Genomic DNA, 16,570 nt, shown 5'->3' on the forward strand with positions numbered 1-16,570 from the left:
CAGGTTTATTTTGGTAGGTTTTACCTCTCAAATAGCAGGTAAGCGGGCGGCCGAGCAGACGGCAAGGTAGCCACGATTCAAATGCGAAGGGCGGTCCCGAAAGGCCGCCCTCCGCTCTCTCGCCACGAGTCGGGATTTAGCTAATGGATAAGCTTAAAGTCCAAGTGCCCACGCGTGGTATTGACGCGCGAGACCTCGATAATCACGCGCTGCCCCAGCTCGTAACGGGTGCCCGTGTCGGCACCTGTGAGCGTTAGCGCGTCCTCGTCGAACTCGAACCACTCGTTGCCCAGGCTCTTAATTGAAACCAGGCCCTCGACCTGTGTTAGGTCCAAGCGCACAAAGAGGCCCATGCTGCTAACCCACGAGACGGTTCCGGCATAGCGCTCACCCAGACGGTCCTCATAGTACTGGGCAATCTTGATCTTTTGCGTCGCATGGCTGGCGGCATCTGCCGCGCGCTCGGCATCGCTACATGCGCGGCAGATCTGCGGCAGAATGCGCGGCAGCGACTCGCGCCCCTTACCGATCAGCCGCGGCGTACGGACCAAGGCGTCCTTGCCGCCGAGCTGCTCATAGGCCAACTGCAGTTTGAGCACGCGGTGCACCACCAGATCGGGGTAGCGACGGATGGGACTCGTAAAGTGACAGTAGCACGGCGCGGCGAGCGCAAAGTGGCCCTCGTTGCGCGGCTTGTACAGCGCGCGCTGCATGCTGCGCAGAAGCAGCGTGTTGACGAGCGGTGCGTTGGCCGTACCGGCGGCAGCATCAACTGCAGCCTGCAGCTCATCGGGGCTCCCCAGGGCAATACCGGCAGCACGGCGATCGTCGATGATGCCTAGCTGCGCCAGCGCAACGGCAGCACCGTGCAGGCTATCGGGGCTCGGATCCTCATGCACACGATAGCAGGCCTCGATATCACGGTCTGCCAGCCACTCTGCAACGCACTCGTTGGCGAGCAGCATGGCTTCCTCGATAAGCGACGTGGCACACGAACGCTCACGCGCCACAATCTGCACGGGCACTCCGTCCTCATCCAATAGAGCACGAATCTCGGCTGTGTCAAAATCGACTGAGCCGCGGGCGCGACGAATACGACGGCGAAGTTCGGCGAGTTCGTTAGCGGCGACAAGGAAATCGCCGAGGTCGATGTTGTAGCCGCGGGCGGCCTCCTCGCACGCAAGACCGCGCTCAAGCGCTTCCTCGCGCGAGGTCTCGGCAGCCGCAACATCCTCGGCTGCACCCTCCAGCACCGAATACTCAACCGCGCCGGCACGCACCAGCAGCGCCTCGGCGCCGTCATAGTCCATACGCACACGCGAGCGAATCACGCTGGGATACGGATCGTAATGCCGCACGCGACCCTGCGCATCGAGCTCGATATCGACGGTAAACGCAAGACGGTCCTCGTCAGGGCGAAGCGAGCACAGGTCACAGGACAGGCGTTCGGGCAGCATGGGAAGCACGCGATCGGCCAGATACACCGATGTCGTACGATGGCGAGCCTCAAGATCGATATGCCCGTCCCAAGCCACATAGTGTGAAACGTCGGCGATATGCACACCCAGCTTGTAGCCACCCTCGGGCGTGCGCTCCAACGAAATGGCGTCGTCAAAGTCGCGCGCGTCGACTGGGTCGATCGTGATGACAAAGCGGTCGCGCAGATCGCGGCGGAGCGGGTCCTTAAGCGCCGCGGACACATCGAGCGAAAGCCCCTCGGCCTCGTCCAGCGCGGCCTCGGGATAGCTATCGGTATAGCCGTAGCGCGCCATCACATATTGAACGCCCAAATCGGGCGCGTCATCTCCGCCAATGCGGCGTTCGATCGTCACAGCGCCCGATTCCAGGCGCGTCGGGTAGGTCAAAATGCGCGCGACAACAGCATCACCCGGGTGAACGCCCAGACGATCCGCCGAGGTATCCTCAGGCAGAATGAAGAAGTCAGCCTTCAGACGCGAATCGAGCGGCTCGATCACACCGAGCGGACCGGCGGTCTGGTACGTACCCACCACGCTTATGGCTGCGCGCTCAACCACGCCTTCGATCACGGCGCGCCGCTCACCGTGCGGGCTGTTCTTAATGCTCACGGCAACGGTATCGCCATCCATAATCTCGCGCTTGCCACGGCCCATGACCTTGTAGTCGCCATTCTCGGTTATGACATAGGCACTGTGCTCATGGAGCTGCACGCGCCCGGTCAGGCTCGGACGGCGTTCGCTGCGCACCGGCCCGCGCTTATTGCGAGCTCCACGCTTATGCTTGTTATTGCGCCCCATGGCGCCTCCTAACTATCGATTGCCGACTCCAAAGAGTCTACCCAAATGATTCGCCATCCTGCCGTCCCCTAGGGATCAAAAAACGGGCCGCCCCATAAGAGACGACCCGTTGGAAGGGATGAATTCCAGGCATGCCTACACGCGCAGGTAGCGGCGCATGGCGATGGCAGAACCAAAGAGACCGATAATCACGCCGACCAGAATCAGCGCAGCATAGGTCACCAGGTAGTACTGCATCGGCAGGGCAAACGACATCCAGCCGATGCTCTCCTGCAGACGCGGAATCATCAGATTGCGCAGCAGCTCCAGAACGCCGATGGAAAGCAGCGAGCCCAAAATGGCCTGCAGCACGCCCTCGGTGATAAACGGGCCACGAATGAAGCCGTTGCTGGCGCCGACCAGACGCATAATCGCAATCTCACGACGACGCGCCGTGATGGACAGGCGAATCGTGTTGTTGATGAAGATGAATGCGATAAAGGTCAGAAGGCCAACGAGCACCACGGCGGCGATGCGGATGTAGTTGGTCACCTGGAACAGGCGGCTCACTTCCTCCTGGCCGTACAGCACGCTCGCGTTGACGTCGCCGTCATCCGCGATCTTCTGGAAATCGGCATCCTTCTTGAGCTTCTTGGCCGTGCTCTCGACCTGAGACGGATCGTCCATCTCAATAGCGAAGGAAGCCGGCAGCGGGTTCTGGCCATCGAGCGCGCTCATGGTGGCGTCGGCGTTGCCCGACATCTTGCTCGTATACTCGGCCAGCGCGTCGTCCTTGTCCTTATAGGTCACGGACTTGACGTTATTCCACGTCTTAAGCTCGGCCTCAAAAGCCTGAACATCGGCCTGATCGGCGTCATCACTAATGAACGCGTTGATGACAACCTGATCCTCGACGGTGCCGATCACGGAGTTCAGCATCGCAGAGCCCATGATGAACAGGCCGATGATAAACAGCGAAAGGAAGATCGTGATGACGGCGCCGAGCGAGGTAGTCCAGTTACGGAAGAAGTGGCTGATTGCCTCTTTGAAGGAGTAGCCCACGTTAGTTGGTGCCATAGTTGCCGTAACCTCCCCTCTCCTGGTCGCGGATGACGTGGCCGCCCTCGAGGGCGATCACGCGACGGTGCATGCTATCGACCATCTCGCGGTCGTGCGTGGCGACGATCACGGTGGTGCCGGTGCGGTTAATACGCTCAAGCAGCTTCATGATGCCCAGCGAGATCGCCGGGTCGAGGTTGCCCGTGGGCTCGTCGCAGATCAGCAGCGGCGGACGGTTGACCATAGCACGGGCGACGGCAACGCGCTGCTGCTCGCCACCGGAAAGCTGGTCGGGCAGCGAGTCCATCTGATCGGCCAGACCGACCAGACGCAGCACCTCGGGCACCTGGCTGCGAATGACGCCCTTGGGCTTGCCGATGCACTGCAGGGCAAACGCCACGTTTTCGTAGGCGGTCTTTTGCGGCAGAAGCTTAAAGTCCTGGAACACGGCGCCAATCTGGCGGCGCAGGAACGGAACCTTACGGTTCTTGATCTTCATGAGGTCCTGACCGGCAACCAGGATGCGGCCGCTCGTCGGCTTGACGTCGCGGTTGAGCGTCGACAGCAGCGTGGTCTTACCCGAGCCGGAGTGACCGACCAGGAAGACGAACTCGCCCGGATAGATCTCGATGTTGATGTCGTCGAGTGCAGGCTTGTTAGGCTGTGCCGGATAGATCTTGGTGACATGCTCCATAAGGATGACGGGCTCGACACCGGCCTGCTTGGCCATCTTCTTGCGGCTGGCCTGCGGATCGATGGGCGCAAACACCGACGTAAAATCGGGGTTGTTGAGCGCGTTATCGAGGCTTGCGACCTCGGCTGCCTGATCGCTCTCGACCACCGGGGCAGCAGGCTGCGTGGGGTCGGGAATAGCGGCAAAGAGACCGGACTGCGCAGGCTGAGGAGCCGGCGTCGCAGGGGCCAAGGGGTCGGGAATGCCGGCCATGGTAGGCTGCGGCGTGGCGGCACCAGCCTGAGGCTGCTCCACGCGAGCGGTCACGGCCTGAACGGGCTCAAAACCCGCCGTGCCGGAAAGCGCGACATCGCTGGTTGGATTGTAGGCAAAGGGATCGGATGCCGGCTGTGCCTGATCTGCCGGCTGAGCGGGGGCCTGAGCAACAGGCTGGCCCTCTGAATCCGGAGTGGCGAAACGACTGCCCTGGACGCCTGCCTGCGTCTTGGGGGCATCATCGCCCGCACCGGAGGTACGGAAGTGGTTACCCACTGGTGCTCCTTATCGTCGTGCGTTTAAACTACATGAGCGCTTTGTATTTTAGCAGCATTAGCTTTGCTGCACATAAGAAGCATGGCCCTTGATTCTCATTTTCATTGCAACAGCCTCAGGACTCAGCGCAACGCGTTGCGCTGAGTCCTGAGGCGCGAATCCGGGTAGGCAACCCCAGAGGGGCCGGAATCCCCCGGCCCGCGATGGAGGGAGGCCGGCATGTCCAGACCCAAGCCGTCCGGAAGGTCGTACGGGAGGCTCACGAGGCACGAGAGGAACACGGTCGAGAGGATGCTCGACCGCAACCGCAGCGCCCGCGAGATCGCCGCGGAGCTCGGCAGGTCGCCGTCGACCGTGACCAGGGAGGTGGCGGCGCACCGCTACGTCACCGCGCCGCGCTCGCGCTACGGCGAGCCCGCGCCCGCGGACCTGTCGGGGGCCTGCCCCAGGCTCTCCGCGTGGCCGAGGTGCTGCAACGGCTGCTCGCACAGGAGGGGCTACGGCTGCTCGAGGAGGCCCAGGGTGTTCTACAGCGCCAGGAGGGCGCAGGAGGCGGCCGACGCCGAGCTCTCGGCGAGCAGGTCCGGGATCGACGAGACCGAGGAGGGCGCCGCCGCCAAGCTAGCGGCCATCAGGGACGGGCTCGCGCGCGGGCTCTCCCCGCAGCAGATAGCGGCGACGACCCCCGGGCTCAGCGCCTCCACCGTCTACAGGTGGGTGGACGCCGGCTACGACGGCATGACGAACATGGAGCTCAGGCGCAAGGTCGGCTACAGGCCGAGGTCGCGCCGGGCCCCGAAGAGGGCGACGTCCCACTCGGCGCGCAGGTCGCACGCGTCGTTCCTCGCGCTCGGCGAGGACGCCTGCGCCGCGGCCTGGGAGATGGACACCGTCGAGGGCCCCAGGGGCGACTCCGCCAGGCTCCTCACGCTCCTGCACCGCCCGAGCCGCTTCCAGCTGGCCCTGCCGCTGCCGGACGGCACGTGCGCCTCGGTCCTGGCGGCGCTCTCCTCCCTGCGCGGGGTCCTCGGCGAGGACGGCGCGAGGCGCGCCTTCGGCGCCGTGCTCACCGACAACGGGAGCGAGTTCGCCGACGAGGGCGCCATCGCGGCGCTGTTCGGCGAGCGGGACGGCGAGACCAGGCTCTTCTACTGCGACCCCCGGCAGAGCCAGCAGAAGGGCGCGTGCGAGAAGAACCACGTGGAGATCAGGAAGCTGCTGCCCAAGGGCGCAGGGGCCAGGTTCGACCGGCTGACGGCGGCGGACTGCGCGCTGCTCATGTCGCAGGTGAACTCCGAGCCGAGGGGGGCGCTCGGGTTCCTGACGCCGGCGCGCGTGCTGCGGGCGGCCCTCGGGGAGGACGCCTCCGCCCTCATGGACGCGTTCGGGATAGAGGAGCTGGCGCCCGGCGAGCTCGACCTCACGCCCGGCTGCATCGACAGGGCCAGGGCCGCGAGGGGCGAGGGGCCGCTGGCGGGATAGGCGGCGGGCCGGGACATGGGCCGGAGGGCCCGTTGCGCTGAGTCCGGAACGGCTGCGCGGCGGGCTGGCGGAGCATGCGGCGGCGGCATGGGGGCACCGGCCTCCACAGCCTCTCCACCTGCGGAAACGAGGCGACGAGCAGGTGCCGGGGGCTATTTCCGCGTTGCGCTAGCTGCGGAAACGCGGGGCCCGTTCAGGCTGTTGCGTTGAGATTGAAAATCAACCTAAGAAGCATGGCGTGCTTAGGGATCCCGTCGGCCGTGCACAGGGTTACTCTCCAAATCGTCCTCGGACATGTCGGAGCCCCCGCTGCGCACTACGTGCGGCGGGGGCTCCTCCGTCCTGCGGAAAGATTTGGAGAGTAACCCTGTGTCCGGCCTGCGATAACTAAGGGGTCGCTGCGTTTTACTTGGGGTGCTGCATATACAAAGTTGGAAGGGTCTGAATTGCGCTTTGTCGATATATGCCCTTTTCCCTGATGGGACCGTGCTTGAGGGGCGTCTTCATAAGTTGCGGTGAAATAGGGACTGTTTTACCAGTTAAAAGGTCTAATCAGTCCTTATTTCACCACAACTGAAACAGGGGCGCTCTCCAAGAGAGCGCCCCTGCCGGGTTTCCATAGTTCTGGCGAAGCAGTCCTTGAGATCCGCCTTGCCTTATGCCAAGAACTCCTTGGTGGTCGCCACGATGTTGGCGGCGTCCAGGCCATACTTGTGCAAGAGCTCGGCACCCGGGCCGGACTCGCCAAAGGTGTCGTTGACGCCGATCTTCTTGAGGGGCGTCGGGCACTGCTCGCACAGGACGTCGGCAACGGCGCTGCCCAGGCCACCGATTACAGAATGCTCCTCGACGGTCACGACGTGGCCGGTCTTGGTGGCGCTCTTGACGATCAGGTCGGCATCGATGGGCTTGATGGTGTGCATGTTGATGACCTCGGCGTCGATGCCCTCGGCAGCGAGCTGCTCGGCGGCCTCGAGAGCCTCGCCGACCATCAGGCCGCAGGCGATGATGGTGACGTCGGCGCCCTCGCGCATGACAATGCCCTTACCCAACTCGAAGTTGTAGGTCTCGGGGTCGTTGATAACCGGCGAGGCCAAACGAGCGAAGCGCATGTACACCGGACCGTCGCACTCGTAGGCGGCGCGCGTTACGGCGCGGGCCTCGACGTCGTCGGCAGGAACGATCACAGTCATGCCGGGGATGACGCGCATGAGGGCAATATCCTCGCAGCACTGGTGCGTGGCGCCATCCTCGCCCACCGAGATACCGGCATGCGTGGCACCGATCTTAACGTTGAGATGCGGGTAGCCGATGGAGTTACGGACCTGCTCAAAGGCGCGGCCGGCGGCAAACATGGCAAAGGTGCTCGCGAAGGCAACGCGGCCGGTGGTCGCGATACCGGCGGCGACGCCCATCAGGTTGCTCTCGGCAATGCCCACATCGAAGAAACGATCGGGGCAGGCGGCCTTGAACTTGCCGGTCTGCGTGGCGGCGGCCAGGTCGGCGTCGAGGACCACAAAGTCATCGTGCTCGTTGGCGAGCTCGACGAGGGCCTCGCCGTAGCTTACGCGCGTGGCGATTTTTTTGACGTCTGCCATCCTAGAGCTCCTCTCCGGCGGCCGTGAGCTCTGCCATGGCCTGCTCAAACTGTTCATCGTTGGGGGCCTTGCCGTGCCAACCAACCTGGTTCTCCATAAAGGAAACGCCCTTGCCCTTCATGGTCTCGGCGATGATGGCGGTCGGCTGACCCTTGGTGGCGCGGGCCTCGGCAAAGGCGGCGCGGATCTGATCGAAATCGTTGCCGTCGGCAAGCTCCACCACGTGGAACTTAAAGGCGCGGAACTTGTCGGCGAGCGGCATGGGGTCGTTGACCTCCTCGACGGGGCCGTCGATCTGCAGGCCGTTGTGGTCGACGATCACGCAGAGGTTATCGAGCTGATGGTTGCCGGCAAACATGGCTGCCTCCCAGACCTGGCCCTCCTCGCTCTCGCCATCACCCAGCAGGGCGTACGTGCGGTAAGTATCGCCCCAGTGCTTGGCGGCAACCGCCATGCCCACGGCGGCGGAGATGCCCTGGCCGAGCGAGCCGGTGGACATATCGACGCCCGGGGTGTCGTTCATGTTGGGATGACCTTGCAGGTGGCTGCCGATATGGCGCAGCGTCTCGAGATCCTCCTTGGGGAAGAACCCACGCTCGGCGAGCACGGCGTACAGGCCCGGAGCGCAATGGCCCTTGGAGAGCACAAAACGGTCGCGATCGGCCTTGCGGGGATCGGCCGGGTCGACGTTCATTTCCTCAAAGTACAGATAGGTCATGATGTCGGCAGCGCCGAGCGAACCGCCCGGATGGCCGGACTTGGCAGCGTGCACGCCGGTGACGATGCCCTTCCTTACCTCGTTGGCAACCTTTTTGAGCTCTTCGTCGCTCATTGTGCCTTCCTTTCATCCTCATTAGACAAAATGCGCACGGCACGGAAAGGTAATCCCAACACAGCCGCAATGCACGTACGTCATTCATTATGCTGGAAACTGATGGCTTTACCAGAGTTTTTATCATTATTTGAACAATTTAGCAGGCAGAACCGCTGATGAAACGGTTTATCAATGTGAACGTCTTTTGGATGGAACGCGATCGACCCTACGCGCTAATGTCCTTGAATCCCTCGCCGAAGGCTTCCGTAACGTCGGCAACCGTCACGATGGCATGAGGATCGCGCTCGCGCACGATCGTCTTGAGGGTATTGAGCTCTCGACGGCTCACGATGACCATAATCACTGGCTTCTCGGCACCCGAATACATGCCAGTCGCCTTAAACTTGGTACAACCACGACCCAGGCCATACATGATATCGGCAGCGATATCAGGGAACTTGTCCGAGATGATGAGTACCATACGGCGTTTGTTGCCACCATCGACCACGGCATCGATCACGTAGCCGCTAATGACCATCGAAAGGCCTGCATACAGTGCGTTTTCGATTGAAAAGACCGGAGCCGATAGCGCGCATACGGCAACATCGATCGCCATGACGGTCGAGCCCACCGGCAGCGAGGTGTTACGCGAGATGATTTGGCCAATCGTGTCCGAACCGCCGGTGTTGGCGCCGGCGCGCAACACCATGCCGTAACCGATGCCCGTAATAATGCCGCCCCACATGGCAGGGAGCATCAGGTCCGCATCCGCCAGAGGTGCTACAAACGGGGCGAACAGATCGGTAAAGAAGCCCAGCAGCACAAAGCCCGTCGCGGTCTGCACCACGTAGAACATGCCGCCCTCGCGCATAACGACCAACAACAGCAAGGCGTTCATCACGATCGTCTGAATACCAACGGGAAGCGATAGGCCGCGCGCCGCGCCGACCGCCTGGATAATGGTGGCAAGGCCCGTAACGCCACCGGCGGCAAGACCGTTGGGAATCAAAAACAAGTCGGTCGCGATGGCGGCCAAGGCACACCCCAACATGATCTGGGGCAGGTCGTGAAAGAAGTTCATCGAAAGAATGCGCTTGATGTCCAGACGATATGCCATGCTGCCTCCCTCAAAAAAGCGCACCCAAACGGATGCGCTTTGAACTTCTTCTTGTATTCGATTCTACCGATTCGCCGGACAAAAACCACCCCTGCGCAGGGTTTGCTCTGGATACAAAACCACACCGCTCGGAGGTTTTTAATCCATTTCCACATAAACCCGGGCGGTTTAAGCAGACGGGGTCTCCGCGTCAGCGTTGCCGGTAGCCCAGCGATGGTAGCCAATAACAAACGGGTCCAGGTCGCCATCGTCAAGGACGGCCTCGACATTGCTGGTCTCCACGCCCGTGCGTAAGTCCTTGACCATCTGGTACGGGTAGAGCACGTAGCTGCGAATCTGGTTGCCAAAACCAATCGTGGTCTTGGGTCCGCGGATCTCATCGAGCGCCTCGGCGCGCTTCTCGAGCTCAATCTCGTACAGGCGAGCCTTGAGGATCTGCATGCACGCGGCCTTGTTCTGAATCTGGCTGCGCTCGTTTTGGCAGGTGACCACAATGCCGCTGGGAAAATGCGTCACGCGCACGGCGGAGTCGGTGGTGTTGACGCCCTGACCGCCCGGGCCGCTCGCGTGGTACACGTCCACGCGGATGTCATCGGGACTGATCTCGATGTCGATATCATCGGGTAGCACGGGGATGACCTCGACGCCGGCAAACGTGGTCTGGCGGCGCTTCTTGTCGTCGGTGGGGCTAATGCGAACCAAGCGGTGGACGCCGGCCTCGGCGCGCAGCATGCCAAATGCGTCCTTGCCCTCGACGGTAAAGGTCGCACGGTCAATGCCGATGACCTCGGCCGCGGGACAGTCGTTGATGGTGACCTTCCAGCCGCGACGCTGGCAGTACTTCATGTACATCTTAAAGAGCATGAAGGTCCAGTCCTGGGCCTCCAGACCACCCTGTCCGGGCTTGATGGTCACAATGGCATCGCCGTGATCGAACTCACCGGTAAACCAGCTCGAAAGCTCAAGCTCATCGATGGCACGGGCCAGGCGCTCAGCCGTGGCTGCAGCCTCCTCGCGAAGGGCGGCGGCGTCGGGGTCATCCCCCATCTCCTCGGCAAGCTCCAGCGCGGCGCGGGCATCGGAAAGCTCGCCGCGCGCGGTGTCCACGGCAGCGATATCTTCCTTGGTACGCGCGATCTCCTCCATGGTGGCACGGGCGGCGTCGGCGTCATCCCAAAAGCCAGGGGCAACACTTTTGGCCTCGAGCTCGGTCACGCGCGTGCGCTTTTCGTCCAAATGGAGATACGACTCGACCTCGCCGAGCCGGTCCGCGAACGCGTCCAGCTCGGCGGGCGTTACCTCTAAAGCCTCAGCCATTAACGATTCCTGCCGTGGCAGTACTTAAACTTCTTGCCGCTACCGCAGGGGCACGGGTCGTTGCGGCCCACGTTGACGTACGGATCGTCGCTCTCGGACTTGCGATAGGTGGTCACCTTGCCACCGTTGTTGACGGCAGCCGGTCCGCCTTGGACAGCCGTGCGGGCCTGCACCTGCGCCTGCTTGCGCAGCACCGAGTCGCCGTTGTCACCATCGACCTCGGCAGGACCGGAGAAGCGCGCGCCCTCGAGCGCGGGCTCCTCCTTGTGCTCCACGGCACGCGGGGCAGCCTTGATCTCGATGCGCAGAACCGTGCGCAGGTAATCCTCATACATGGTATCGACGAGTATCTGGAACGCGCCGTAGGCCTCGGTCTTGTACTCGACCAGCGGGTCGCGCTGGCCAAAGCCGCGCAGGCCGATGCCGGTCTTGAGGTAGTCCATCTCCTGCAGGTAGTTCATCCAGCGGGTATCGATGACGCGCAGCATGACCTGGGTGTTGAGCTCACGCATCAGGTCCTCGCCCAGGCGCTCGGCCTTCATGTTGTAGCACTTCTCAACGTAGGCCAGGACATCGGCAGCCAGGGCCTCAAAGTCCTCGTCGGGGAACTTCGGCGTATCGATATGCCCGGTGAGCTCCACGACCCACTTGCGCAGGCCCTCAAGATCGCGCTCGCCATCGTGGCTGTCCTTGGTGCAGAACTCCTGGACGCAGCGGTACACCGTGTCGTGCATGACCTCGGTGATGTGGTCGGTCAGGTCCTTGCCATCCAGAATCTTGTTACGCTCGGCGTAGATGACCTGACGCTGTTTGTTCATGACGTCATCGTACTCAAGGACGCTCTTACGCATGGAGAAGTTGATGCTCTCGACCTTGTGCTGGGCGTTCTCGACGGCCTTGGAGATGATCTTGTGCTGGATAGGCATGTCGTCGCCCATGTCAGCCGTGACCATCATCTTGGAGACGCGGTCCATCTTGTCGCCGCCGAACAGGCGCATGAGGTCGTCCTCGAGCGACAGGTAGAACTGGGTCTCGCCCGGGTCGCCCTGACGACCGGAACGGCCGCGCAGCTGGTTGTCGATACGACGGGACTCATGGCGCTCGGTGCCGATGACGGTCAGGCCGCCGGCGGCAAGCACGCGCTCGCGCTCGGCCTTGCAGGTCTCCTTGGCCTCGGCGTTAAACTGCTCGAGTTGCTCGGGCGTCACGTCCTCCATGGTCAGGCCCTCATACTCCAGGCGCTCGCGCACCAGCTCGTCGGGGTTGCCGCCCAGCAGGATGTCGGTGCCACGGCCGGCCATGTTGGTGGCAATGGTCACGGCGCCGTAGCGTCCGGCCTGGGCAACGATATGGGCCTCGCGCTCGTGATGCTTGGCGTTGAGGACCTCGTGTGCGATGCCGCGCTTGGTAAGGGCGGCGGACAGCTTCTCGGAGCTCTCGATGGAGACGGTGCCCACCAGGACCGGTTGGCCCTTGGCGTGGCGTCGCTCGACGTCGTCGGCAACGGCGTTGTACTTGGCCTGAATGGTGCGGTACACCAGGTCCTCGTGGTCCACGCGCTGCACTGGCTTGTTGGAGGGGATGACCTCGACGGGCAGCTTGTAGATCTCGCGGAACTCGGCGTCCTCGGTAAGTGCCGTGCCGGTCATGCCGGAGAGCTTGTCATACAGACGGAAGTAGTTCTGCAGGGTGATGGTGGCCAGGGTCTGGTTCTCCTCGCGTACGAGCACGCCCTCTTTGGCCTCGATGGCCTGGTGCAGGCCCTCGGAATAACGGCGGCCTTCCATAATGCGGCCGGTGAACTCGTCGACGATCTTGACCTCGCCGTTGGTGACCACGTACTGCTTATCGCGGTGGAACATGTACTGGGCCTTCAGCGCCTGCTGCAGGTGGTTGACCAGCTGGCCGGAGAGATCGGCATAGATGTCATCGATACCCAGGCGGCGCTCGATTTTCTTAAGGCCGCGCTCGGTGGCGGCAATGGTGTGCTTGGCCTCGTCCATGACGTAGTCGCCCGTGGGCTCCACGTCCTCGGTGGCGGTGAGCATGTCGTGCGACACGTCCTCGCCGCGCTCAAGGCCACGCACGGCACGCGCGAAGTCCTTGTAGGTACTGGCGGACTTGGTGCCAGCGCCCGAGATGATCAGCGGGGTACGCGCCTCGTCGATTAGGATGGAGTCAACCTCGTCGACGATGGCGTAGTTGTGGCCGCGCTGCACACGCTGCTCGGGGCGGGTGACCATGTTATCGCGCAGGTAATCGAAACCGAACTCGGAGTTGGTGCCGTACGTGACGTCGGCCTGGTAGGCCGGGCGCTTGAGCTCGAGCGGCATGTTGTTCTGGAGCAGACCGACGGTCATGCCCAGGTACTTGTAGATGCGGCCCATCCACTCGGAGTCGCGCTTGGCAAGGTAATCATTGACAGTAACGACGTGCACGCCCTTGCCGGCAATAGCGTTAAGATAGCCGGCCAACGTGGAGACGAGGGTCTTACCTTCGCCGGTCTTCATCTCGGCGATGTGGCCCTCGTGCAGTGCCATGGCGCCAATGAGCTGCACGTCAAAGTGGCGCATACCCATGGTGCGCTTGGAAGCCTCACGCACGGTGGCAAAGGCCTCGGGGAGCATGTCATCGAGCGACTCGCCGTTGGCGTAACGCTCGCGGAACTTATCGGTCTGGGCGCGGAGTTCCTCCTCGGTCATCTTCTCAAACTGGGGCTCAAGACCGTTGATCTGGTCGACGATCTTGTAGTAGCGCTTAAGGTCCTTATCGGATCCAAAGGACAGCAGCTTTGACATGAATCCCATGTGGTTTTCCTTTTTGGCCATCGCCCACGCCGTGCAGCTGCGGGCGAGTTAAACACAGATGATTGTACTTTAGCCAAACAAGGCGCGGCCTATACGGTCGACCTCGACCGCCACGTAATAACTACGACCCGACCGACCTGCCAAAAAGGGACTGGTTTATTTTGGCAGGTTTTATCTGGGAAAACGCCGTCACTCTGCCATTTGGTGCAAACCAACCCGTCCCCTTCGCACCAATCTGGTGCAATGGGAACGGGTTAGCCTGCACCAATAAAAAGAAAAGGGCCGCGCACCCAAACGGATGCACGGCCCTCATGCCATGAATGCGAGTGATTCCGCGGCGAGCTATTTACTCAGCAGCCTCGGTGGTCTCGGCCTCGGCAGCGGCCTCCTCGACGGGAGCCTCTGCGGGAGCCTCGGCGGCCTGCTTGGCAGCCTCCTCGGCAAACTTAGCAGCACGCTTGGCCTTCTCGGCAGCCTTAGCCTCAGCGGCGGCCTTGCGAGCGGCCTCGGCCTCAGCAGCCTTGGCAGCCTTGGCAGCCTTGGCCTCCTCAGCCTTCTTGAGCTGGGCGGCAGCGGCGCCACCGAACTTGTCGGCGAAGCGCTGGACGCGTCCACCGGTGTCGACGAACTTCTGCTGGCCGGTGTAGAACGGGTGGCACTCGTTGCAAAGCTCGACCTTCATCTCAGACACGGTAGCGTGCGTCTTGAAGGTGTTGCCGCAGGAGCACGTCACCGTGCACTCGACATACTGGGGATGGATACCCTGCTTCATGGTAGGACTCCTTATTGGTCAGGCGCTGGTTACCGATCAGCGCATAAGGCGTCTTGGTTTCCGACCAAGACAACAAACTTGGCTATGGTACCACGGCGTCGCGCGTCCCACAAAAGGTTCACGGTCTTTGTGCAGGGCGGCGTGGCCAACCGCAGCGAGCACGCACCCCGACGAGCCTTCACCCATGTTGCAGACGTGTAACGCCGCAGTAAGCACACCCCTTTTGGCGCCAGACAGGTACAATGATGAACACTGTACCGTAGCGGAGCGCCCCGCGCGCGCCGCAATCACGCGAAAGGGTTTCCCATGGCCGAGATCTCGTCCTCCCGTATCGTCATCACCGTCCTTGGCAAGAACCGCCCCGGCATCGTCGCCGGCGTCACCCGCGTTCTGGGCGAGGCCAACGTCGACATCCGCGACATTACGCAGTCCATTATCGAGGACATCTTCACCATGACCATGCTGGCCGACACCGCCGAGTCCAAGCTCGACTTCGCCGAACTGCAGAAGGCACTGGCCGAGGCCGGCGAGCTTTCGGGCGTCAACGTGTCCATCCAACGCGAGGATGTTTTTAACTTTATGTACCGCCTGTAGCGAACAGGCTGCCCGGGGACAGGCTGGCGCGTCTGCGCCCAAGCGCGCCGTCCCGACGCAGCATAGAGAGGAGCGCGCATGGCCTACGACGCCAAGAAAATCTATTACCGCTTTGACGATCACCTGAGCCGCCTGGTTCTGGACTATGAAGCGAGCCGCCAGATTTCGCCCGAAAGCGAAAATCTCTACTATGGCCTGCCGACCGACCCTTACGACGAGGATCTGTTCGTCGAGCATAACGTCAAGCGCGGTCTGCGCAATGCCGACGGCTCGGGCGTGGTCGCGGGCCTTACCCGCATCTCGGACGTGCACGGCTACAACAAGGTCGACGGCAAGGTCGTACCCGACCAGGGCAAGCTCACGCTGCGCGGCTATAGCATCGAGGACTTGGTCAACAGCGCCCAGGCCGAGAATCGCTATGGCTACGAAGAGGTCGCCTACCTGCTCATCACGGGCTCGCTGCCCAACAAGGAGGAACTTGACGGCTTTTGCGGACGCCTGGGCGCCTTTAGGCACCTGAGCGACGAGTACGTCAAAGAGTTCCCCATGACCACGGTGTCGTCGAGCATCATGAACGTGCTTCAGCGCGCCGTGTTGCTGCTCTACGCCTTCGACGCCGAGCCCGACGTGATTACGCCCGAGCACGAGATCGACGTCGCCATCTCCATGCTCGCCCGTCTCCCCCGCATCGCCGCATTCGCGCATATGGCATCGGTCGCCAAGCGTCGCGGCTCCGAGGTGCACGTGCCGCACCCGACGCCCGGCCTTTCCACCGCCGAGACCATCCTGCAGGTCCTGCGCGGCGGCATGGCGTTCACTCGCGACGAGGCCATGCTGCTCGACGTGATGCTCATGCTGCACGCCGAACACGGCGGCGGTAACAACTCTACCTTCGCCTGCCGCGTGCTGTCCTCTTCGGCTACCGACCCGTACTCCGCCTACGCCGCGGCTATCGGTTCGCTTAAGGGCCCGCGCCACGGCGGCGCCAACGCCAAGGTCGTGTCCATGCACGAGGACATCCGCGCGCATGTTTCCAACTGGGAAAACGAGGACGAGGTCGCAGCCTATCTGGGCAAGATCCTCGACAAGCAGGCCTTCGACGGCACGGGCCTCATCTACGGCATGGGCCACGCTGTCTACACGCTGAGCGACCCGCGCGCCGAGGTCTGCCGTCATTACGCGCGCTCGCTGGCGACCAAAAAGGACCTGGGCGAGGAGTTCGCGCTCATCGAGCGCATCGAGCGCCTGGCGCCGCAGGTGATGCGCGACCACGGCATGACCAAGCCCATCTGCGCCAACATCGACCTGTACACAGGTTTTATCTACAAGATGCTCGGCGTGCCCGAGACGCTCTTTACGCCACTGTTCGCCGTCGCCCGCATGGCCGGCTGGTCGGCACACCGAATGGAAGAGCTCTTCTGCGCGCACCGCATCATCCGCCCGGCATATCGCCCGGTAATCGAGCCGCTAGAGTACAAGCCGCTCGCCGACCGCTAGGACGCGGACCGTTATAGATCCAGAGTGTGGCCA

12 protein-coding genes are annotated in these 16,570 nt (G+C 62.6%); 3 read left to right on the forward strand and 9 right to left on the reverse strand.

Going from position 1 to position 16,570, the window contains the following annotated elements:
- Positions 1-140: 140 nt before the first annotated feature.
- From LCQ44_RS00345 to ftsE, 3 genes are all read right to left on the reverse strand, one after another.
- The gene (locus LCQ44_RS00345) at positions 141-2,276 is read right to left on the reverse strand and encodes a ribonuclease R family protein (RefSeq protein WP_225093802.1); all 2,136 of its coding nucleotides are present in this window, start codon (positions 2,274-2,276) and stop codon (positions 141-143) included.
- A 135-nt stretch (positions 2,277-2,411) separates the two neighbouring features.
- On the reverse strand, positions 2,412-3,332 hold the full coding sequence (gene ftsX / locus LCQ44_RS00350; protein WP_225093803.1) for a permease-like cell division protein FtsX: 921 nt from the start codon (positions 3,330-3,332) through the stop codon (positions 2,412-2,414).
- Positions 3,319-4,539, reverse strand: a complete 1,221-nt coding sequence (ftsE, locus tag LCQ44_RS00355; RefSeq protein WP_022094244.1) for a cell division ATP-binding protein FtsE — start codon at positions 4,537-4,539, stop codon at positions 3,319-3,321. The genes ftsX and ftsE overlap by 14 nt, the downstream gene beginning before the upstream one ends.
- Before the next feature lie 219 nt (positions 4,540-4,758).
- Here ftsE and LCQ44_RS00360 point away from each other — a divergent pair, with 219 nt between their 5' ends.
- Complete coding sequence (locus LCQ44_RS00360; protein WP_225093555.1) at positions 4,759-6,021, forward strand: IS30 family transposase; 1,263 nt, start codon at positions 4,759-4,761, stop codon at positions 6,019-6,021.
- A gap of 656 nt (positions 6,022-6,677) precedes the next feature.
- Here the strand turns inward: LCQ44_RS00360 and LCQ44_RS00365 are convergent.
- The 6 genes from LCQ44_RS00365 to rpmE all read right to left on the reverse strand — a co-directional run bounded on the left by LCQ44_RS00365 (position 6,678) and on the right by rpmE (position 14,446).
- Positions 6,678-7,619: a transketolase family protein gene (locus LCQ44_RS00365; RefSeq protein ID WP_117769460.1), complete on the reverse strand. Its 942-nt coding sequence runs from the start codon at positions 7,617-7,619 to the stop codon at positions 6,678-6,680.
- Between the two features lies 1 nt (position 7,620).
- Positions 7,621-8,451, reverse strand: coding sequence for a transketolase (locus LCQ44_RS00370; RefSeq protein ID WP_225093804.1), 831 nt, complete (start codon positions 8,449-8,451; stop codon positions 7,621-7,623).
- A 208-nt stretch (positions 8,452-8,659) separates the two neighbouring features.
- A complete protein-coding gene (locus LCQ44_RS00375; protein WP_195247200.1) occupies positions 8,660-9,550 on the reverse strand; it encodes a YitT family protein in 891 nt (296 codons plus the stop codon).
- 168 nt (positions 9,551-9,718) lie between these two features.
- Positions 9,719-10,867, reverse strand: a complete 1,149-nt coding sequence (gene prfB / locus LCQ44_RS00380) for a peptide chain release factor 2 (RefSeq protein ID WP_225093805.1) — start codon at positions 10,865-10,867, stop codon at positions 9,719-9,721.
- Positions 10,867-13,674, reverse strand: coding sequence for a preprotein translocase subunit SecA (gene secA, locus LCQ44_RS00385; protein ID WP_225093806.1), 2,808 nt, complete (start codon positions 13,672-13,674; stop codon positions 10,867-10,869). Before secA ends, prfB begins: the two co-directional genes overlap by 1 nt.
- Before the next feature lie 346 nt (positions 13,675-14,020).
- On the reverse strand, positions 14,021-14,446 hold the full coding sequence (gene rpmE, locus LCQ44_RS00390) for a 50S ribosomal protein L31 (protein ID WP_006235303.1): 426 nt from the start codon (positions 14,444-14,446) through the stop codon (positions 14,021-14,023).
- A 306-nt stretch (positions 14,447-14,752) separates the two neighbouring features.
- Here rpmE and LCQ44_RS00395 point away from each other — a divergent pair, with 306 nt between their 5' ends.
- Positions 14,753-15,040 (forward strand): ACT domain-containing protein, encoded by a 288-nt coding sequence (locus LCQ44_RS00395; RefSeq protein WP_006235289.1) that lies wholly within the window; start codon positions 14,753-14,755, stop codon positions 15,038-15,040.
- A gap of 78 nt (positions 15,041-15,118) precedes the next feature.
- Positions 15,119-16,537, forward strand: a complete 1,419-nt coding sequence (locus LCQ44_RS00400) for a citrate synthase (RefSeq protein WP_225093807.1) — start codon at positions 15,119-15,121, stop codon at positions 16,535-16,537.
- Positions 16,538-16,570 lie beyond the last annotated feature (33 nt).

The sequence above is a fragment of the Collinsella aerofaciens genome (assembly GCF_020181355.1).
In the GTDB taxonomy this organism is placed as follows: domain Bacteria; phylum Actinomycetota; class Coriobacteriia; order Coriobacteriales; family Coriobacteriaceae; genus Collinsella.